The organism is Phenylobacterium sp. (assembly GCF_044371015.1).
In the GTDB taxonomy this organism is placed as follows: domain Bacteria; phylum Pseudomonadota; class Alphaproteobacteria; order Caulobacterales; family Caulobacteraceae; genus Phenylobacterium.
This window is the reverse complement of sequence record NZ_JBILUK010000046.1, coordinates 1-17,288: the sequence shown is the minus strand read 5'-3', so window position 1 is coordinate 17,288 and position 17,288 is coordinate 1. Positions and strand designations below refer to the sequence as shown.

Here is a 17,288-nt window from a genome sequence, read left to right as displayed (position 1 = left end):
GCCGAGACGAAGACGCTGTCGGGGCGCATCGCCTCCCACTCCTCGAACTTGAGCGGGCGGTTGTCGATGCAGGAGGGCAGGCGGAAACCGTATTCCGCGAGGGTGAATTTCCGCCGGTAGTCGCCCCGGTACATGCCGCCGATCTGGGGGACGGTCTGGTGGCTTTCGTCGACAAACAGCAGGGCGTTGTCGGGGATGTATTCGAAGAAGGTGGGCGGCGGCTCGCCAGGGCGGCGGCCGGTGAGGTAGCGGGAGTAGTTCTCGATGCCGGCGCAGGAGCCGGTGGCCTCCATCATCTCGATGTCGAAGGTGGTGCGCTGTTCGAGCCGCTGGGCCTCCAGCAGCTTGCCGTTGGCGACCAGCCAGTCGAGGCGTTCCTTCAACTCCACCTTGATGCGGTCGACAGCCTGGCGGAGCGTCGGCCGGGGCGTGACATAGTGGCTATTGGCGTAGACCTTCACGCCGTCGAGTTCATTGGTCTTCTTGCCTGTCAGCGGGTCGAACTCAACGATCGACTCCACCTCGTCGCCAAACAGGCTGATGCGCCACGCCAGGTCTTCGGAGTGGGCCGGGAAGATCTCGATGGTGTCGCCCCGACGGCGGAAGGTCCCGCGCTCGAAGGCCTGTTCGTTGCGTCGATACTGAAGGGCCACGAAGTCGGCCATCAGCTTCTTCTCGTCGATCCGGTCGCCCGGCTTCAGGGAGAAGGTCATGGCCGAATAGGTCTCGACCGAGCCGATGCCGTAGATGCAGGACACTGAGGCCACGACGATAACGTCGTCACGCTCGAGGATCGCGCGGGTGGCGGCGTGGCGCATCCGGTCGATCTGTTCGTTCCGGTTGGAGTCCTTCTCGATGTAGGTGTCGGTCCGGGGAACGTAGGCTTCCGGCTGATAGTAGTCGTAGTAGCTGACGAAGAACTCGACCGCGTTGTCGGGAAAGAAGCTCTTGAATTCGCTGTAGAGCTGGGCGGCGAGCGTCTTGTTGGGCGCGAGGATGAGGGCCGGACGCTGGGTCTCCTCGATGATCTTGGCCATGGTGAAGGTCTTGCCCGAGCCGGTGACCCCCAGCAGCACCTGGTCGCGCTCCCGGCCTTCCAGACCCGCCACCAGCTCGGCGATGGCGGTCGGCTGGTCGCCGGCGGGCTCGTAGGCGCTGGACAGCCGGAAGCGGCGGCCGCCTTCCGACTTCTCCGGCCGCGTGGGGCGGTGCGGAGTCCACATCATCGGCATGGCTTCAGCGTCGTGCACGAAGGCCGCGGACATGTCGGCGACGCCGGGGAACTCTGTGGCCGGAGGCATGCCGGAGAACTTAAGCCTTCGCCCGCACGAGGGCTACTGGGGCTAAGGCGGCTGCTGACAGCGGGGTGTCAGGAAGAGGAGCCACGAAATACACGAGAGGGCGGTGCTTTGCGCGAGAGATATAGCTCCGCGTTTTCGGTTGTTCAGAGCTTCATCAGTTCTGTGGATTTGGTTTCGATGCGCTCTTGCAAGAGGCGCATGAACTCGGCGCGTTTCAGGCCGGGGGGGATCGGTTCGAGATACTCGAAGACGATGGTTCCGGGATGGCGGATGAAGCCGTGGGCGGGCCAATGGACGCCGGAGTTGGTGGCCACCGGGCAGACCGGCACGTTCAACTCGCGGTAAAGCGCAGCGATGCCGGGCTTGTAGTCTGGCGCGGCGCCCGGCGTGGTGCGGGTGCCCTCCGGGAAAATCACCACCTGGCGGCCCTCCTTGAACAGGGCGGTCCCCTCGCGGATCACCTGGCGCATGGTGGTGGCGCCACCGTCGCGGTCGATGACGATGGCGCCGGCCTTACGGGCGTACCAACCGAACCAGGGAATCCAGGCCAGCTCCTGTTTCATGACGAAGGCCGAGGCCGGCAGCCAGGTGAACTGGGCAAAGACGTCCAGCATGCACTGATGCTTGGGTGCCACTATGGCCGCGCCGGTCGGAATGTGATGGCGGCCGCGCACCTCGACCTTGATGCCGCAGATGGCCAGCAAACCCGTCACCCCGCGGCCCCAGAGGTGGAACATGGTCAGCGTCCATCGCGTAGGACCCAGCAGCACCGGTGTGCAGAGGATCGCGACCATGGCGGTCCACAGGTAGAACAACGCCACATATGCCAGCGAGCGAACAAGGATCACGGCGGGGTCGCCTCCGTTTCGCGCGGGCCGAGGCCAAGGACGGCCTCCCGCGCCAGGATCGCCAGATACTTGGAGTACTCCACCACCATCAAGCGCGCGGCGGATGGATGGCGCCACCAGTCGCGAGCCTTCAGGGCCGGCGTGGCGACAGCGTAGGTCTGGGCCGAGACGCCCATCGGCTTTAGCGCGGCGTTGAGTTCGAGCATGGCGCGGGGCATGTGATAGTCGGCGGTGACGACGATCAGGCTGCGAAAGCGCATGGCGCGAGCCCAGCTGGCGGTCTCCCGGGCGTTGCCGACGGTGTCGGCGGCGGTGAAGCCCAGATCCACGCAGCAGTCGTAGAGGCGTCGAACGGCGCGGGACACGTTGCGGATGTCTTCCCGCGTGGCCTTGCGGTCGACGCCGGAAACCAGCAGGCGGCCGCCGAAACCATCTTCGAGCAGGCCCATGGCGGCGGCGATTCGGGCATTGGACCCAGCCCCGGTGAGCACAACCACGCCCTCGGCCCGCTCCGGCGCGCGTGGCGGGGTCTGCTGCTGAACCCGGGCCGCGAAGGCGAGAAGGCCGGAGAGCCAGATCAGCGCCACCACCAGGACGGCCGCGATCGCCTTCATCCCATGCGCCCGATCAGCCGACGCGCGGTCAGCCGCGCCGCCACGGCCGCGACCAGCGCTGCGATCAGCGGACAGGGGAGAACTGCAAGGAGGTCGATCCAAGCCACCGGCAGAGCGGGGGTTAGCCCCTGACCCCCGCCGGCCAGGCGCAGAGCGCCGCCGGCGAGCGCGGCGGCGAGCGCACCGGCGGCCCCGGCCAGGGCCGCAATGCGGGCGAAGCGGAGTTCGAACAGGCTGGCGATCTGGGCGTCCTCCGACCCGGTAATGTGCAGAACCTCGACCACGTCGCGCCGGGCGGCCAGGCCCTGGCGGGTGGCGAAGGCGACCACGGCGGCAGCCCCGGCGGCGATCAGGAGGAAGACCACGATGGCGATTGACCGAACCACGCCCGCCGCACCCTTGATGTCGGCGATCCAGGCGGAGTGATCGTCGACAACCGCATCGAGGCCGCGCTCGGCCAGGGCGCGGCGCAGTGCGGGGGGCGCCGCCGGCGCCTGGCGATCGAGCACCACCGCCACAAGGCGGGGTACAGGCAGGTCATCGAGGTCGGCCACGTCGCCGATCCAAGGCTCGATCAGGGCGTAGGCCTCGGCCTTCTCCAGCGCGCGCGCCTCGGAAACTCCCGGCACGCCGGCCAGAGCCTCGGCGGCCCGGGCGGCGGCGGCGTCAGGTGTCTCGCCGCCTCGGGCGCGGACGACGACAGTGATCTCACCCGTGAGTTGCCCGGCCCAGCCGCGGGCTGCGCGGTCGCCGGCGATAGCGCCCAGCGCCGTCAGGCAGGCGAGGAAACACAGCACCGCGATGACGAACAGCAAAGCCGGATCACGAGCGTCGGGCTCGGGCAGGAACGGCGCGGGTTGCCAGCGGGCGGGTTCGAACGGGGGCGGACTCATGTCACCGGCCCCTGCGGCGGAAGCGGGCGCAGGCGGCCTCGGTCGAGGTGAAGGATGGGCCGGGCTGAACGGGCGACGAGGTCCTGATCATGCGTGGCGATGATCACCGTGGTGCCCAGGCGGTTGAGCTCGACGAACAGCCGATAGATGCGAAGCGCCATCTCATGGTCAACATTGCCGGTGGGCTCGTCGGCCAGAAGAATCTCGGGCCGACCGACGACAGCACGGGCGATGGCCAGCCGCTGCTTCTCGCCGCCGGCAAGGGTCGGCGGCAGCGAGCCCATGCGCGCGCCCAGACCGACCCAGGTGAGCAACTCGGCGACGTCGCCGCGGTACTCCGAGGGCTTGTGGCCGGCGATGCGGAGCGGCAGCGCGGTGTTGTCGAAAGCCGAGAGGTGATCGAGCAACAGAAGATCCTGGAACACCACGCCAATGCGCCGACGTGCCCGAGGCCGGTCTCGGGCCGGCATCGAGGCCACATCCTCGCCGAACAGCCGGATCGAGCCGGAGGATGGTCGTGCGGCGAGATAGATGAGTTTCAAGAGCGAGCTCTTGCCGGCCCCCGAGGGGCCGGTGACGAAATGGAAGGAGCCGCGAGGCAGGGATAGCGAAACGTCGGACAACACTTCGGGCCCGTTCCCATAGCGCATGGATACGCTGGAGAAGCGCAGGATCTCATCATCGGCGGCGGTGGGACCGAATCCGGGCGGGGCGTTTCTGGACATGGGGGCCGAAATCGGCGACCTCGACGACAGCGTGCTGGAGCGTCCGATTCGCCCCGATGATACTGACCTGTCCAGAGTGCGCCACCAGCTATTTCGTCGAACCGGCGAGCATTCCGCCGGACGGAAGGACGGTGAAGTGCACAAACTGCGGCGCGCGCTGGCGTGCAGAGGGCGGCGTGGCCGAGCCCGAACCGGCCCCGGACCTCTCTTCGCTGATGGGCGAGGCGCCTGCGGCGTCGAGCGATGCCGACCTGGATAACGACCTGGAGATCGTGGCCAGCGAGCCGGAGCTCAAGGACAAGATCAAGCCCTCTCACAAGCCGAAACGCCCTCTGGGACGGATCATCGGGATCGCTGCGGGGCTGCTAGTTGTGGTCGGGGGGCTCGGCGCCGCGGTGGTGTTCCGCACCCAGGTGGCGGGCGTGGTCCCGGGTAGCGCTGCTCTGTTCGCGGCCGTGGGTCTGCCGGTCAGTGAACTTGGTCTGGTTATCGAGGGCGTGGCGTCGAAGCCCGGGTTCCAGGCCGGGCGACCGGTGCTGGCGATCTCGGGCGCGGTGCGGAACACCCACAATGAGGCCGCCGCAGTGCCGCCGATCCGCTTCGCCCTGGTTAACTCCGAGGGCGCGGAGTTGGCCAGCCTGACCGCGGAGCCTTCGGGCGAGAACCTGCCCGGCGGCGCGGTGCGTTACTTCGCCGTGGCCATGCCCGATCCGCCATCGGGGGCGCATGAACTGGTGGTGGCCTTCGATCTCTCAGGCGGCGCGCCCGCGCATGAGTGAATTAGAGCCGAGTGTTCTGATTTCCGAGACCGAGGTGGCGGCGCGGGTGGCGGCGCTGGCGGCCCGCATCGCCCCGCAACTGGACGACGAGGCGGTGGCGGTGTGCCTGCTGACCGGTGGCCTCTGGTTCGCCGCCGACCTGACCCGCGCGCTGGCGCGGGAGGGCCGGCGCTTGAGGTTCGACGCGATGTGGCTGGCCTCATATCGCGACGGGCGCGAGTCCAGCGGACGCTGCGAGGTGCGGGCCGATCTGCAGCGGCCGATCGCCGGGCGCCAGGCGCTGATCATCGACGACGTGTTCGACACGGGGCTGTCTTTGTCGGAGGCTGCGCGCCTGGTGCGCGACTCCGGGGCGCGGGAGGTGCTGACGGCCGTCTTCGCGCGCAAGCCATGGCCGACGCCGCGGGCCATTGAACCCGACTTCGTGGCCTGGGAGGCGCCGGCCCGCTACCTAGTCGGCTATGGCATGGATGCGGCCGGGGCGATGCGGGGGCTGCCATTCGTCGGGGCGCTGGATTGAACCCGATTGAGATCCGCGAGGATGACCTGACCGGCGCGGGGGTGCGAGCGCTGGTGGCCTATCATCTCGCCGGAGCGCGCGCGAACTCACCGCCGGGCCACTCGTTCGCACTGGACCTATCCGGCCTGCAGACACCTGACATCACCGTCTGGACCGCCTGGCGCGACCACGAGATTGCGGGCGTCGGAGCCCTGAAGGCGCACCCGAACAAGATCGGCGAGATCAAGTCGATGCGCACCCATCCGGACCACCTGCGTGCGGGCGTCGGCGGGGCGATCCTCGACCACATCCTGGGGGTTGCGCGGGCCCGCGGCTACGTCCAGGTCAGCCTGGAGACCGGCAGCGGTGAGGCCTACGAGGCGGCGCTCGCGCTCTATCGCACGCGGGGGTTTGTGAACGGTCCGTCGTTCGGTGACTATGAGGCCAGCGCCTTCAATCAGTTCCTGCATCTGGAACTGTAGCGCCGGGGGAGACCACGCCATGACCGCCGCCGATATCCTGCTGGCCGATGATCTGGGCAACGGCCTTAGGCGGCTGACGCTGAACCGCCCAGAGCGGCTGAACGCGCTGAACCACCCGATGGCCGAGGCGCTGCTGGCGCAGTTCGAGGGCCTGAGGCGCAACACCGACGTGCGGGTGGTGATCCTAACCGGGGCGGGGCGGGCGTTCTCGTCCGGCGCAGATCTGAAGGCCGGTGGTACGCCCGAAGCGCTGCGCGACGGGCCGAATGGCGACTGGGTGTTGCGAGACCTGATGAAAGCCATGCGAGCGTGTCCACAGCCGCTGATCGCCACGGTGCGCGGCCCAGCGGCCGGAGGGGGCCTCGCCATGGCGCTGGCCTGCGACGTGATCATCGCCGGCGAGACGGCGGCGTTCCATCCGGCGTTCATCAACATCGGTCTGTCGGGTTCAGAGCTGGGCGCAGCCTGGCGGCTGCAGCGGATGATCGGGCTCTCCAAGGCGCGGGAAACCCTGCTCGCCGGTCGGCCCATGAGCGCGGCGGCGGCGCTGGAGGCGGGATTGGTGTCACAGGTGGCAGCGGAGGCCGACCTGGACGCCACGGGCGAGGCGCTGGCCGCCGACATGCTCCGCGCGGCGCCGGACGCGCTGAGGCTCACCAAGCGCACTCTGGACGCGGCGCTTGAAGCGATCAGCTTCGACGCAGCCATGGAGCTGGAAGAGCGGGCTCAGATGCTGATGATCCGCAGCCGCTCCAGCGCGCCGAGGCTATGAACCTGAAGCGTCTCCTCGCCGTCCTCCTTCTGCTCACCGCGACGCCAGCCGCAGCGCAGCCGGCCGATCTGCTGATATGGGGCGGGCCGATCTACACCGGCGCCGCGCCTGAGCGGGCGGAAGCGGTGGCGGTCTTGGACGGACGAATTGTGTTCGTGGGCGCGAAGGACGCCGCGGCGGCCCTTCGCGGGCCCAATACCGAGGTGATCGACCTCGCAGGCGCGGCGATGTTTCCAGGATTCACTGACGCTCACGCACACCTTAGAGGGATCGGCGAGCGCGAGCTGTCGCTGAATCTGGAAGGGTCCAAGTCGGCCGCCGAGGCGGCTGGGCGGGTCAAGGCGTATCTGGCTCAGCGCAAGCCCAACGGGGCGGTTTTCGGTCGCGGCTGGATCGAGACGGGCTGGCCCGAGGGCCGGTTCCTGAACCGCGACGACCTCGATCCTGTCGCACCCGACCAGCCGGTGATCCTGACCCGGGCCGATGGTCACGCCCTGGTCGCCAACTCAGCCGCCCTTCGGGCCGCGGGTGTCACCGAGGCGACGCCCGCGCCGGAAGGCGGGGCGATCCTTAAAGACGCTAATGGGCGCCTGACCGGCGTGCTGGTCGACAACGCCATGGCGCTGGTCCGCAAGCTGCGGACGGCGCCGAGCGAGGCTGACCGGCGTGCGGCGTTCGAAGCGGCTTTCAGGGTCGAGGCGGCCTACGGCTGGACCGGCGTGCATTCAATGAGCGCGGCCTGGGATGACGTCGGCCTGCTGGAGGCGATGGACGCAGCCGGCCAGGCGCCTCTGCGGGTCTACAACGCTGTCGACGGACGCGACGCGGGTCCCCTATTGGCCAGTGGGCCGCGCGCCTCGAAGAGCGGGCGGATCACCACGAGGGCGATCAAGCTCTATCAAGACGGGGCGCTGGGGTCCCGTGGCGCGGCGCTGTTCGCCCCCTATGCGGACGCGCCGGAGACCAACGGTCTTCTTGTGATGTCGCCCGAGACGCTGCGCGGCGTGCTGGCGCAGGCGAAAAGGTCGGGCCTGCAGGTAGCGACCCATGCGATCGGGGACCGCGGCAACGCCGGGGTGCTGGATCTCTACGGCGAGTTGGACGTGGGCGCGTTGCGTTGGCGGATTGAACACGCCCAGATCGTCCGCCCCACGGACATTCCTAGGTTCGCGAGCCTGGGCGTCATCGCCTCTATGCAGCCCAGCCACGCGATCGGCGACCTGCACTTCGCGCCCGCCCGGCTGGGTCCGGGGCGGATGGCCGGGGCCTATGCCTGGAAGGACATGTTGAACGCCGGCGCCCGTGTTGCGGGCGGATCGGATGCACCGGTCGAACGCGGTGACCCGCTGATCGAGTTTTACGCGGCCGTTGCGCGCAAAGATCTTTCCGGCTTTTCCGGTCCAGACTGGGCGCCGGAGCAGCGGCTGTCCCGCGCCGAGGCGCTCAAGCTGTTCACCCTTGACGCAGCCTATGCGCGCTTCGCTGAGGCGGAACTGGGCTCCATCGAGGTCGGCAAGATCGCTGACCTTACAGCTTTCTCCGTCGATCTGATGACGGTTCCGGAGGTGGAGATTACGAAGGGAAGGGCGGTTCTGACCGTGGTGGATGGACGGGTGGTGTTCCGAGGCCGGTAAGCGACCCTAACCGGCTGCCGCCAGTTCCTTTGCCTTGGCCTCCACCAGTTCGACAATGTGGTCGATCATGCCGGCGTTGTCCTGCTTGTGGTCGGGGCGGCCGGCCACATAGACCATGCCCGCGCCCTTGCCGCCGCCGGTGAAGCCGAGGTCTGTCATCAGCGCCTCGCCAGGGCCGTTCACCACGCAGCCGATGATCGAGAGGCTGATCGGCGTCGAGACGTGGGCCAGGCGCTGCTCTAGCGCTTCGACCGTCCGGATAACGTCGAACCCCTGGCGGGCGCAGGAGGGGCAGGCGATGATGTTGACGCCCCGGTGGCGAAGGCCGAGCGACTTGAGGATATCGAAGCCGACCTTGATCTCCTCGACCGGATCGGCGGCGAGGCTGACGCGGATCGTGTCGCCGATGCCGGCCCAGAGCAGGGAGCCGATGCCGATGGCTGATTTGACCGTGCCGGTGCGCAGAGCGCCAGCCTCGGTGACGCCCAGATGCAGCGGACAGTCGATGACCTCGGCCAACTGCTGATAGGCGGCGACGGTCATGAAGGCGTCGGAGGCCTTCACGCTGATTTTGAACTCGTGGAAGTCGTGGTCCTGGAGGATGCGGGCATGACGCAGCGCGCTCTCGACCATCGCCTCCGGGCAGGGCTCGCCGTACTGTTCCAAGAGGTCGCGCTCCAGTGAACCGGCGTTGACGCCGATGCGCATGGAGCAGCCGTGGTCGCGTGCGGCCTGGATAACGTCACGGACCCGGGAGGCCGATCCGATATTGCCCGGATTGATCCGCAGGCAGGCGGCGCCGGCCTCGGCCGCCTCGATGCCACGCCGGTAGTGGAAATGGATGTCGGCGACCAGAGGGACCTTGGCCTCGCGGGCGATCTGGCGGAACGCGGCGGTGGAGTCTTCGTCGGGACAGGAGACGCGGACGATGTCGGCGCCGGCCTCTTCCAACTGGCGTATCTGGTTCAGGGTGGCGACCGCGTCCGCGGTGATGGTGTTGGTCATGGACTGCACGCTGATCGGCGCGTCGCCGCCGACCTCGATCGAGCCCACGCGGATCTTGCGGCTCTTGCGGCGATGGATCGCGCGCCAGGGGCGGACGGTGGTGTGAGCTTCGGCGGTCATAGGCGGGAAAATAGTCGCGGCGCGCCGTAAACCCAAACGCCCATCACGTCGGCGGTCGGGGCGCGGGTGGCGGCGCGGCGACAAGTATAGAGGCCAACACCTGCTGCGCGGGCAGCACACCGGCGGAGCGGCCGCCGATGAAGACCTGGAAGTCCTGAGGCGCGGAGACATCGAGTGTCAGGCCGGCCAGGCGTGGTACGCGATAGGCCTCGCCCTTCATCAATTGGCGCGCGAAGTAGATTGAGCCGTCGGGTCCCCGAACGATCAGGGCCGCGCCGCGCAGGGCCTGTAGGGTCACAGGCGTGTTCAGGCGCGGGTCGGTCGCGCCGTAGATGCGACCCTGACGCTGAAACACCGGCTGGAGCGCGGCGAGATCGACCGGCGGCGCTTCGCCAACCGGCCTGGGGCTGGGTGCTTCGACCGACGCCTCGGGGTTGGACTTCAGGCCCATGGCCGCAGCCAGGCCGGGAGTCTCATAGACCGGCGGCGTGGTGGATTCCACCGGCGCGGGCAGCGGTTCGCCAAGGGTGACAGGGCCGGTCTTGAGGCCGGCCAGCAGGCGCTCGGCCTCGCCGGGTGCGGCCAGGGCGGCGGGCGGCGCCTCGGCCATCATCGCCCGCTGGGCGATGTTCCACATGACGATCGCGGCGAGTGCTATCAGGGCCGCCACGGTGAGCGCCGCTACGCGCGGATCGCGGTCTTCCGGCACGCCGACAGGCGCGCGCAGGGGTTCATCGAGCACCGGTTCGTCAGACTTGAATCGCTCGACCGCGATGTCGGGATCGAGGCCCAGCGCATCAGCGTAGGCGCGGATGTAGCCAATAGTAAAGGGACGGGAGGGCAGGGCGTCGAGTCGCATCTCCTCGACCGCTTCGAGATAGGCGCGGCGCACGCGGGTGGTCAGGGCGATGTCGGGCAGGGAAAGGCCAGCGGCCTCGCGCGCGACCCGAAGCGCGGTCCCGATGCTGTCCTGGGTGTGCAGCGGATGCGGCGGGGCGGCGTGTTCGACCGTAACCTCGGATGAGGGCGCCGCCTCGGCGACGGGCGCATTGAGGCTCGCGCGCAGGCGATCGCGCGCGCTCGGGGGCTTGGGTCGTCGGAGGGTCCGTTTTCCGAGCACGGTTAGGATAGGGTCCTGAGGGACGGTCAGCATCGCCGGATTCGAGGGTAAATCAGACCGCCAGATAGAGCTTGCGGCTCAAGGTCTCGATCTCATTGCGAACTGAGCCTGCGCCGGAGTCCAGCAGCGGGGTGATGCCCCGGCGGGCCGCTTCGCGATCGCAGGCGAGGATCATCTGCTTAACCGGACCGATGCCGGCCGGCGGCATCGACAGGCGCTCGAAGCCCAGAGCCACCAAGGCGAAGGCCTCGAGGGGCCGGCCGGCCATCTCGCCGCAGACGCTGACCGGAGTGCCGGTCTGAACGCAGGCCCGCTGGATCTCGGCCATGGCCTTCAGCGCTGGCGGGGATAGGAAGTCATAGCGATCGGCTACCCGCGGGTTCCCCCGATCCGCGGCGAACAGATACTGCATCAGGTCGTTGGTCCCGACGCTGACGAAGTCGGTCATCGGCAGCAACGCATTCAAGTGCCAGATCAGCGCGGGCGCCTCGATCATGGCGCCGACATCGAGACGCGAGGGCGCCGGCCGGCCACGGCGTTGGGCCCAGGCGATTTCTGTGTCGACCAGCGCGCGTGCGGTGCGGAACTCGTCCACGCTGGCCACAAGCGGGAACATGATCCGCAGGGGCCGCCCCTGGGCCGCGGCGATCAGGGCGCGAAGTTGGAGTCGCAGCAGCGCCGGCCGGTCCAGCCCCATGCGGATGGCCCGCCAGCCCAGCGCCGGATTATCCTCCCGCTCAGCCTCCATGTAGGGCAGCACCTTGTCGCCACCGAGATCGAGAGTTCGGAATGTGACCGGCAGGCCGTCGGCGCCGTCCATCACGCGGGAATAGAGCGCCGTCTGTGCGGTGACGCGCGGCATCTCCTCGGAGACCATGAATTGGAATTCGGTGCGGAAGAGGCCGATGCCCTCGGCGCCGGTGTCGGCCAGGCTTTCCAGATCCACGTCGAGGCCGGCGTTCATCAGCAGGGTGATCTTCACCCCGTCGCGGGTGAAGGCTGGAGTGTCGCGCAGCTTGGCGAACTCGGCCTGTCTTTGGCGGCGGACCTCGATGCGCGCCTGGATCGCCTTGATGATGTCGGGGCGCGGCCGCAGGAATGCCTCGCCGGTTTCGGCGTCGACGATCACGGGATCGCCTTCCGACACCTGATCGCGCAGGCCGTTCAGGCGGCCCACACAGGGAATGTCGAGGGCGCGGGCCACGATGGCGGCGTGGCTGGCCGACGAGCCTTCCTCCAGCAGGAGCCCGCGCAGGCGCGTGCGGTCATACTCCAGGAGGTCGGCCGGCCCCAGGTTGCGGGCGATCAGTACGGCGTTCTCGGGCAGGTCGCGGGCGACGCCGCCGGCGCCGGACAGGTGGCGCAGCAGTCGGTCGTTCAGGTCTTCCAGGTCGTGCAGTCGCTCACGCAGATAAGGGTCGCGCACCTGGCCCATTCGCGCGCGATGCTCGGAGCGGACCCGTTCGACGGCGGCCTCGGCGGTGAGGCCGTTGCGCACGGCGTCTTCCAGGCTGCGGTTCCAACTCGTGGAATGGGCCAGCATCCTATAGCTCTCGAGGACGTCGTAGGAGGCGTCGACCAGGCCGTGGTGGCCTTCGAGCATGCTGTCGATCTGAGCTTTGAGCGCCTCCAGCCCCTGGGTCAGGCGGAGTCCTTCCGCAGTCGAGTCGTCGGAAAGCAGCTGGGACGAGGCGACCGGCGGTTCGTGCAGCACGGCGACGCCATAGGCCAGGCCTTCGGCAAACTTGGAGCCCTTCAGTCGTTCCGGTCGGCGGGGCGAAAGCTCAACCCCTTCAAGTTCGCCGACGCTGATCAGTTCGCCTGATGCGACCATCTCGGCCAGCACCATGGCGACGATCTGGATGTCCTCGACCTCTTCCTCGGAATAGGTCCGCTCGGTGCGGTTCTGGACCACCAGGACCCCGATGGTCCGGCCGCCGCGCAGCAACGGTACGCCGAGAAAGGCGTGGTAGGGATCTTCGCCGGTTTCCGGCCGATAGGAGAAAGCCGGGTGGCAAGGCGCGTCAGCCAGGTTGAGCGGACTGCCCTGCCGCATGATCTCACCCACCAGGCCCTCACCGGGCTTCATACGGGTGACGTGGACGGCCTTTCGGTCCAGGCCCTCTGTGGCGAACAGCTCCATCTCGCCGTTGGCCCGCCGCAGATAGATCGAGCACACCTCGGCCACCATGGAGAGCGCGATGGTGCGCACCACCATGTCGAGGCGCTGCTGGGCGGGTCCGCCGCCGGCCAGCGCCTCGCGGATCTGCCGAAGCAGGCTCCGCTGTCCGCGTATGGCGACCGTTGCGGCCATGCCCTTGGTCATCATCCTCCCTTGGCCCGTTCCGGGCTCCCTAGCAGACTAGTCTAGCACAACAGAGACGGAAGGGAGGTTTACGCAGAGAAGGCCCTCGGCGCCCGTTTGGCAGGCAGGCGAGTTGACGCTCCAGCACGCTATCCGGCGACACAAGAGTTGTGCCGCGTCACGGCCTACGCCACCTCCACTGCTGAGGCCGCGACAAAGGCATTGGGTCTCCGGACGAGCACAGTCTCATGCAGCGTTTGGCAACACCCTCAGGAAGTTCTCGGTGAAGAACTTGGCCTTCACCGCTTCGCTCCGGTCTTCGAGGAAGCCGCCGAACTTGCCCAGCGGATCGCGGCCGCCCTCGATGTGGGGGTAGTCGCTGGAGAACAGGTAGAGGTCGGGGCTGGAGGTATCCAGCATCACGCCGAGGTTCTCGGTGGGGACGGGGGTGAAGGCCAGTTGCGCCTCGATCTGTTCGGAGGGCTTGCGCTTCTGGGCCTGGATGTTGGCGTCGGTGCGGCCCCAGGTGCGAGCCACCCAGTCCAGGCGACGCAGCATCTCGGGGACCCAGCCCGCGCCCAGCTCCACCACCGCGCCCGTGAGGTTCGGGTGGCGCTCCAGGACCCCGTCCAGCACCATCATCGAGATGAAGGTTTCTGGCAGCTGGTGCAGGAGAGCCGCGTCCTTGGTGCGCACGTTCTCGCCGCCGCCCAGCCAGTCCTTCACGGCCGCGCGTCCGTTGTTGGCCCAGGACTTGTCGATCTGCAGCGGCGCGCCGCCAACATGGAGGACGAACGGCACGCGGGCTTCAGCCAACCGCGCCCAGAAGGGCTCAAGATCGACGTGGCCCGGCGCGTGGCCGAGCGGCGCCCGGTGCGGAACCCAGACGGCGCCCAGGCCCTGCTCCAGCACCCAGTCCAGCTCCGCGATGGCCAGATCGGGTGCGTCGAGCGGGATGGCCGCGACGCCGATCAGGCGCTTATCGGCCTTGCAGAAATCCGCCATGTGCCGGTTGTGCGCCCGTGACGCGCCATAGCGCAGATGCGGTTCGAGTTTGGACGAGGGCGAGAAGGGCATGCGGAGGCTGTGGGTGGCGAACACAAGCTGTTTGGCGAAGCCCAGCATGTCCATGGCGATCGTCCGGTCGGCGGCGTCGAAGGCGCCCAGACCCTGGATTTCCTTGGATTTGGCGATCAGTTGGTCGCCCAGGGCGATCTGGGCGGCGCGGTGCTCATCGGAATGCCGCCCGCCTTGGTTCATGATCACCGCCACCTCTTCGTCGGTGACGATCGAGGCCGAATAGCTGACTTCCGGAATCTGGTCGCGGATGGCCGGGTCGGCGTACTTCTTCAGGAAGTCCGGCAGCTCCATGATGTGGCTGTCGGCGTCGTAGATGGCGCGGGTCGCGGGGGCGTAGGGCATGAGGATCCTCCTTCTGGACCTCCCCGTCTGATGCGGGGCTGATGGCTGCCGCCGATTATGGCGCGGCGAAAGCGCGGTGTCACACGGCGGTTTGCGTGACGCGGGAGTCATTTATTTGACTTTCGTCAATCCGCCGGAGATATCGAGACTCCGGGAAGCTCCCCCATGCCCGGTCAAACTCCCAGGTGTTCCCATCATGCGTCGCGTCGTGATCGCTTCCGCCCTCGGGCTGGCTCTTTCCCTCTCTCTGGGCGGCGCCCAGGCTGCAAGCCCGACGAAGGCGCCGGTCGCCGCGGCCACCCCCGCCCAGGTGGACAACTTCCGGCTGGTGACGGCGGAAGGTCGTTCGCAGGACCTCTACCGCTATCAGGACGCCAAGGCCGTCGTGCTGGTGATGCACGCGGTGGGCAGCCCGGAGATCCGCAAGATCGCCCCGGCGCTGTCGGCGCTGCAGGCGACCTATGGAGCAAAGGGCGTGCCGGTGATGCTGTTGAACTCAACAGCAAAGGACACCCGCGCTGCGGTGCAGGCCGAGGCCAAGGCGCTCGGTCTCACCATGCCGATCCTGATGGACGACAACCAGCTGGCTGGGGACCAGATGGGCGCGAGCCACGTTTCGGAGGTGTTCGTCATCGATCCGCGCTCGTGGTCGGTGGCCTACCGCGGCCCGCTGAATGATGGCGGCAAGGGCGCCTACGCGGCCAACGCCATCGAGGCCCTGATCGCCGGCAAGCCTGTGAGCCTGGCTCGGGTTCCGGCCAAGGGCGCGGTGATCGACTTCCCCGATCGCAGCCCGGCCGCCAAGGCCAGCTTCCAGCAGATTTCCTATTCGCGCGACATCGTCCCGATCATCGAACAGAAGTGCGTCGCCTGCCACCAGGAGGGCGGGATCGCGCCGATCCCCTTCGACGGCTACGCCAAGATCAAGGGCTTCGCGCCGATGATCCGTGAGACGATCCGCACGGACCGGATGCCGCCCTGGGACGTCGATCCCAAGGTCGGACACTTCAAGGACGACAAGAGCCTTTCGCCCGCCCAGATCAAGACGCTGATCCGCTGGGTCGAGGCCGGCGCGCCGCGCGGCGAGGGGCCGGACCGGCTGGCCGAGGTTCGCCACGTGGCGCCCGAGTGGCCGTTGGGCAAGCCGGACCTCGTGATCGAGATCCCGCCCTACAAGGTGCCGGCGTCGGGCTATGTCGACTACCAGTATCCGGTAATGGACAACCCGCTCACCGAAGGGCGCTGGCTCAAGGCCTCGACCGCGCGGGTGCAACAGCGTCAAGTCGTCCACCACATCCTCTCGGGCCTGATTCCCGAGGGCCAGGACCGGCTGGGCGGCATGTCCAATTGGGGCGGCAGCGTCGGCGGCTACACCGTGGGCATGGAGAGCGTCGTGATGCCCAAGGGCATCGGCTCCTACATCCCGGCGGGCGGCTCCATCGGCTACCAGATGCACTACACGCCCTTCGGCAAGGAGGTGCTCTCCACGCAGCAGATCGGCCTCTACTTCTACCCCAAGGGTGAGAAGCCTGAGCTGGTGATGCGCGAGAACACCATCGCCAATGTGATGATCCGTATTCCGCCCAACGCGGAGGCGCACAAGGAGGTTGGCTATCTGCTGTTCCCGCGTGACGCCCTGCTGCACACGGCGGTGGTCCATGCGCACTACCGCGGCACCTACTCGAACCTGGTGCTTCGCTATCCCGACGGGACCGAGAAGCAGCTGCTGAACGTGCCGCGCTACGACTTCAACTGGCAGCGGATGTACGAGTTCGCCGAGCCGATCCCGATCCCGGCGGGCTCCAAGCTGATCGCCACCTACATCTACGACAACTCGGCCCGCAATCCGGCCAACCCCGATCCCAGCAAGGAGATCACCTGGGGCGACCAGTCGTTCGAGGAGATGTTCTTCACCCAGCTTTCCTATCGCTGGGTCGACGAGACGGCGGCCAAGCAGACCAACTATGACGAGGAGCTGATGAAGTCCCGCATGGTCGGCATGATGGACTCCAACCTCGACGGCAAGATCCAGCCGGAAGAGCTGCGCGGCGGCCTGGGCAACGCCATCCGTCCGCGCTTCGCGATGGCTGACGCCAACAAGGACGGCGGCATCGACGTTCAGGAATGGGAGCCGATCCAGAAGATGCTGGACGCCAACAGCCAGCGTCGCCGCCCGGCGCCCACCACGACGTCCAACGCTCCGGGCCCGGTCGCGGCGCGGTAAGGTTCGGGTCGGACCGCGCGTCGCCCCTGTAGCCCCGGAACGCGCGCGAGCGCGTGTCCGGGACCCCGTGGCGGGGACTCGGGGACGGTTGGGTGCGGAGGTGAGGCCGTGGGGGCTGGGTCCCGGTCTTTCGCTGGCGCGAAAACCGGGATGACACGGGAGGGTGTGAGCGCGGGGGTGAGCGGCGTCAGGCCGAGCTCTGGAAGGGCTCTCGGCCGTCGAAGGGATTGAGGGGGTCCCAGTCTTCGTCGGGAGAGTCCTGGTCCGGGAGATCGTGTTGGCGGACGCGAGGGTCCGGGGGACGGGTGGCCGGCTTGCGGGACGCCTTGGCGGCGCGGACGGCAGGGAGGCGCTCGCCGCGCAGGTCCAGGGTCCAAAGATCGGCCTCGCCGCCGAGCGGTCCGGGATCGGGGAGGCTGAGGCTCCGGCAGAGGACGCGGATCACCTCGTCGAAGGGCCGGTCGGCGAAGTCGGGCTCGAGGAAGTCATCGTCGAGCCACCAGCGCAGACGCTTGAGGGCGTCGTACTTCTGGACGGGGCTCTTG

16 protein-coding genes are annotated in these 17,288 nt (G+C 68.1%); 6 read left to right on the top strand and 10 right to left on the bottom strand.

Annotated elements, in window-relative coordinates:
• From ACIQ3R_RS06070 to ACIQ3R_RS06050, 5 genes are all read right to left on the bottom strand, one after another.
• The coding region (locus ACIQ3R_RS06070; protein ID WP_397416261.1) for a DEAD/DEAH box helicase family protein at positions 1 to 1,301 on the bottom strand (1,301 nt) is incomplete at its 3' end.
• Positions 1,302 to 1,444: 143 nt separating this feature from the next.
• Positions 1,445 to 2,149, bottom strand: coding sequence for a lysophospholipid acyltransferase family protein (locus tag ACIQ3R_RS06065; RefSeq protein ID WP_397416259.1), 705 nt, complete (start codon positions 2,147 to 2,149; stop codon positions 1,445 to 1,447).
• Positions 2,146 to 2,763, bottom strand: a complete 618-nt coding sequence (locus ACIQ3R_RS06060) for a YdcF family protein (RefSeq protein WP_397416256.1) — start codon at positions 2,761 to 2,763, stop codon at positions 2,146 to 2,148. Before ACIQ3R_RS06060 ends, ACIQ3R_RS06065 begins: the two co-directional genes overlap by 4 nt.
• Positions 2,760 to 3,656, bottom strand: a complete 897-nt coding sequence (locus ACIQ3R_RS06055; RefSeq protein ID WP_397416254.1) for a cell division protein FtsX — start codon at positions 3,654 to 3,656, stop codon at positions 2,760 to 2,762. The genes ACIQ3R_RS06060 and ACIQ3R_RS06055 overlap by 4 nt, the downstream gene beginning before the upstream one ends.
• A complete protein-coding gene (locus tag ACIQ3R_RS06050) occupies positions 3,653 to 4,381 on the bottom strand; it encodes a cell division ATP-binding protein FtsE (RefSeq protein WP_397416251.1) in 729 nt (242 codons plus the stop codon). Before ACIQ3R_RS06050 ends, ACIQ3R_RS06055 begins: the two co-directional genes overlap by 4 nt.
• A gap of 56 nt (positions 4,382 to 4,437) precedes the next feature.
• Here ACIQ3R_RS06050 and ACIQ3R_RS06045 point away from each other — a divergent pair, with 56 nt between their 5' ends.
• The 5 genes from ACIQ3R_RS06045 to ACIQ3R_RS06025 are packed head-to-tail and all read left to right on the top strand — an operon-like array spanning position 4,438 to position 8,547.
• Positions 4,438 to 5,160, top strand: coding sequence for an MJ0042-type zinc finger domain-containing protein (locus ACIQ3R_RS06045; RefSeq protein ID WP_397416249.1), 723 nt, complete (start codon positions 4,438 to 4,440; stop codon positions 5,158 to 5,160).
• Entirely contained in the window at positions 5,153 to 5,680 is a 528-nt protein-coding gene (locus ACIQ3R_RS06040; protein ID WP_397416247.1) for a phosphoribosyltransferase, read from the top strand. Before ACIQ3R_RS06045 ends, ACIQ3R_RS06040 begins: the two co-directional genes overlap by 8 nt.
• A complete protein-coding gene (locus tag ACIQ3R_RS06035) occupies positions 5,677 to 6,141 on the top strand; it encodes a GNAT family N-acetyltransferase (protein ID WP_397416245.1) in 465 nt (154 codons plus the stop codon). Before ACIQ3R_RS06040 ends, ACIQ3R_RS06035 begins: the two co-directional genes overlap by 4 nt.
• Positions 6,142 to 6,160: 19 nt before the next feature.
• Positions 6,161 to 6,913 carry an enoyl-CoA hydratase/isomerase family protein gene (locus tag ACIQ3R_RS06030; RefSeq protein ID WP_397416242.1) on the top strand — a complete coding sequence of 251 codons (753 nt, stop codon included), beginning with the start codon at positions 6,161 to 6,163 and terminating at the stop codon, positions 6,911 to 6,913.
• The gene (locus ACIQ3R_RS06025; protein WP_397416240.1) at positions 6,910 to 8,547 is read left to right on the top strand and encodes an amidohydrolase; all 1,638 of its coding nucleotides are present in this window, start codon (positions 6,910 to 6,912) and stop codon (positions 8,545 to 8,547) included. Before ACIQ3R_RS06030 ends, ACIQ3R_RS06025 begins: the two co-directional genes overlap by 4 nt.
• A gap of 6 nt (positions 8,548 to 8,553) precedes the next feature.
• Here the strand turns inward: ACIQ3R_RS06025 and ispG are convergent, their stop codons facing one another.
• The 4 genes from ispG to ACIQ3R_RS06005 form a co-directional block, all read right to left on the bottom strand.
• The gene (gene ispG, locus ACIQ3R_RS06020; protein ID WP_397416238.1) at positions 8,554 to 9,672 is read right to left on the bottom strand and encodes a flavodoxin-dependent (E)-4-hydroxy-3-methylbut-2-enyl-diphosphate synthase; all 1,119 of its coding nucleotides are present in this window, start codon (positions 9,670 to 9,672) and stop codon (positions 8,554 to 8,556) included.
• Positions 9,673 to 9,715: 43 nt separating this feature from the next.
• Complete coding sequence (locus tag ACIQ3R_RS06015; RefSeq protein ID WP_397416235.1) at positions 9,716 to 10,825, bottom strand: helix-turn-helix domain-containing protein; 1,110 nt, start codon at positions 10,823 to 10,825, stop codon at positions 9,716 to 9,718.
• Between the two features lie 19 nt (positions 10,826 to 10,844).
• On the bottom strand, positions 10,845 to 13,106 hold the full coding sequence (ptsP, locus tag ACIQ3R_RS06010) for a phosphoenolpyruvate--protein phosphotransferase (RefSeq protein ID WP_397416233.1): 2,262 nt from the start codon (positions 13,104 to 13,106) through the stop codon (positions 10,845 to 10,847).
• A 237-nt stretch (positions 13,107 to 13,343) separates the two neighbouring features.
• A complete protein-coding gene (locus tag ACIQ3R_RS06005) occupies positions 13,344 to 14,519 on the bottom strand; it encodes an amidohydrolase family protein (protein ID WP_397416231.1) in 1,176 nt (391 codons plus the stop codon).
• 196 nt (positions 14,520 to 14,715) lie between these two features.
• Between ACIQ3R_RS06005 and ACIQ3R_RS06000 the strand changes: the two genes are divergently transcribed.
• A complete protein-coding gene (locus tag ACIQ3R_RS06000) occupies positions 14,716 to 16,743 on the top strand; it encodes a redoxin domain-containing protein (RefSeq protein WP_397416229.1) in 2,028 nt (675 codons plus the stop codon).
• Between the two features lie 187 nt (positions 16,744 to 16,930).
• Here the strand turns inward: ACIQ3R_RS06000 and ACIQ3R_RS05995 are convergent.
• Positions 16,931 to 17,288 (bottom strand): hypothetical protein (locus ACIQ3R_RS05995; RefSeq protein WP_397416227.1); only part of this gene is annotated, 358 nt, incomplete at its 5' end.